2 protein-coding genes are annotated in these 2,057 nt (G+C 66.2%); both read right to left on the reverse strand.

Annotation, left to right across the window (positions count from 1 at the left end; all coding sequences use genetic code 11):
- The coding region (locus WCJ52_RS12895; RefSeq protein ID WP_336903706.1) for a peroxidase family protein at positions 1-1,075 on the reverse strand (1,075 nt) is incomplete at its 3' end.
- 116 nt (positions 1,076-1,191) lie between these two features.
- Positions 1,192-2,057: SDR family NAD(P)-dependent oxidoreductase (locus tag WCJ52_RS12900; RefSeq protein ID WP_336903707.1), on the reverse strand; the 866-nt coding region annotated here is incomplete at its 5' end.

Here is a 2,057-nt window from a genome sequence, read left to right on the forward strand (position 1 = left end):
GATCGTGGGCGTCGGGGATCATGTGCTCGGGGCGCACGTCCTTGGCCCGCCACTGATGCGCGCCGGCGGGGCTCTTCACCAGTTCCCACTCATAGCCGAACAGCATGTCGAAATAGCCGTTGTCCCAGGTGGTCGGGTTGGGCTTCCAGGCGCCTTCAATGCCGCTGGTGATGGCGTCCACGCCCTTGCCGGAGCCATGTGTGCTGAGCCAGCCGAAGCCAGCCGCTTCCATGGGCGCACCCTCGGGCTCGGGTCCGACATGGGAGTCGGGTCCAGCCCCGTGAGCCTTGCCGAAGGTATGACCGCCGGCAACCAGAGCGACAGTTTCCTCGTCGTTCATGGCCATGCGGGCGAAGGTCTCGCGCACGTCCCGGCCGGAGGCGACAGGATCGGGATTACCATTGGGGCCCTGCGGGTTGACGTAGATCAGCCCCATCTGGACCGCCCCGAGGGGCTGGGCCAGCACCCGGTCGCCGGAGTAACGGTTATCGCCCAGCCATTCGGTCTCGGCACCCCAGTTGATGTCCTCCTCGGGTTCCCAGATATCGGCGCGCCCGCCGGCGAAGCCGAAGGTCTTGAAGCCCATGGACTCCATGGCGACGTTGCCGGCCAGGATCATCAGGTCGGCCCAGGACAGGCTGTTGCCGTACTTCTTCTTGATCGGCCAGAGCAGGCGGCGCGCCTTGTCGAGGTTGCCGTTGTCCGGCCAGGAGTTGATGGGCGCAAAGCGCTGGTTACCCGTTCCGCCGCCGCCGCGGCCATCCGAGATCCGGTAGGTGCCGGCGCTGTGCCAGGTCATGCGGATGAACAGCGGGCCATAGTGACCCCAGTCCGCCGGCCACCAGTCCTTGGAATCGGTCATCAGGGCGTGAAGGTCAGCCTTGACCGCCGCCAGATCGAGGGCCCGGAACGCCTTGGCATAGTCGAAGTCCGGGTCCATCGGATCGGCCTTCGCCGAATGCTGGCTGAGGATCTTCAGGTTAAGCCGGTTGGGCCACCAGTCTGCATTCGACTGCATCTTGGCGGTGGTCCGACCGCCGTGTCCGAACGGGCACTTGCCTTCATCAGATGACATGTCGCTTCCCTCTCCTTGCGCCGCCAGGGATCCGCAGCGTTCAGCTCTGTACCTAGCAAGGCGAGGCGGATCGGCCAAATCGATAGTTTCTTTGGCCAGCATCAGCTGGATCAATATCACCCAGGTCCGCCAGCGCCCGTAATCTCAAGCGAGAGCGCCCAAAGGCGGTCCGCGCTTTCGGGATTCAGGGCGTGGGGCATGACGCCTACGAAGGGCGCTTCGGCGGTCCAGGGCCCGGCCTCTGCGCAGTTCTCCAGATAAAGGCCCCCGATGCCTTCGAGTTCCGGGCCGACGGCCGCCCAGACGCTGGTGGAGGCCCCCTGCTCCGGGGTCTTGAACCCCTCCCGGACGGCACCTGTTTCCGGGTCGATCCAGCCCATGGCGACCATCTCCGCCCGTTCCATGTGCCTTTGCAGCGGGGTCATGATGCCGCCCGGCATGACGGCGTTTGCGGTCACCCCGCGGCTGGCGAACCGCTTTTGGAAGCCAACGGCGAAAAGGCTGTTGGCGGTCTTGGCCTGCCCGTAGCTCTCCCACTTCTCGTAGGGACGGGTCCGGTAGTTAGGATCATCCCAGTGGATGTCCGAGCGCCTGTGGCCGATCGAGGAAAGACTCACCAGTCGGGACAGGCGACCGGACTTCCGGGCCCCGGCCTCCAGCGCCGGCGCCAGCAGCACGCCCAGCAGGAAGTGCCCGAAGTGATTTGTCCCGATCTGCATTTCCAGGCCGTCCTCCGTGCGGTCCAGGGGGCAGGCCATGACGGCGGCATTGTTGATTAGAATATCCAGGGGCCGGTCTGCCCAACGCACACCCAGCGCGCGGACCGAGGCGAGGCTGGACAGGTCCAGCATCTCGAACCGCACCCCAGGGCCCTTGGCGGTCCGGTTGATATCCGCTGCGGCGGTCGCCGCGAGGTCCGGCTTGCGCGCCGCGATGATGACCTCCGCCCCAGCCTCGGCCAGGGCGCGGGCCGTCTCGATCC

This window comes from Phenylobacterium sp., from assembly GCF_037138395.1.
Lineage (GTDB): Bacteria > Pseudomonadota > Alphaproteobacteria > Caulobacterales > Caulobacteraceae > Phenylobacterium.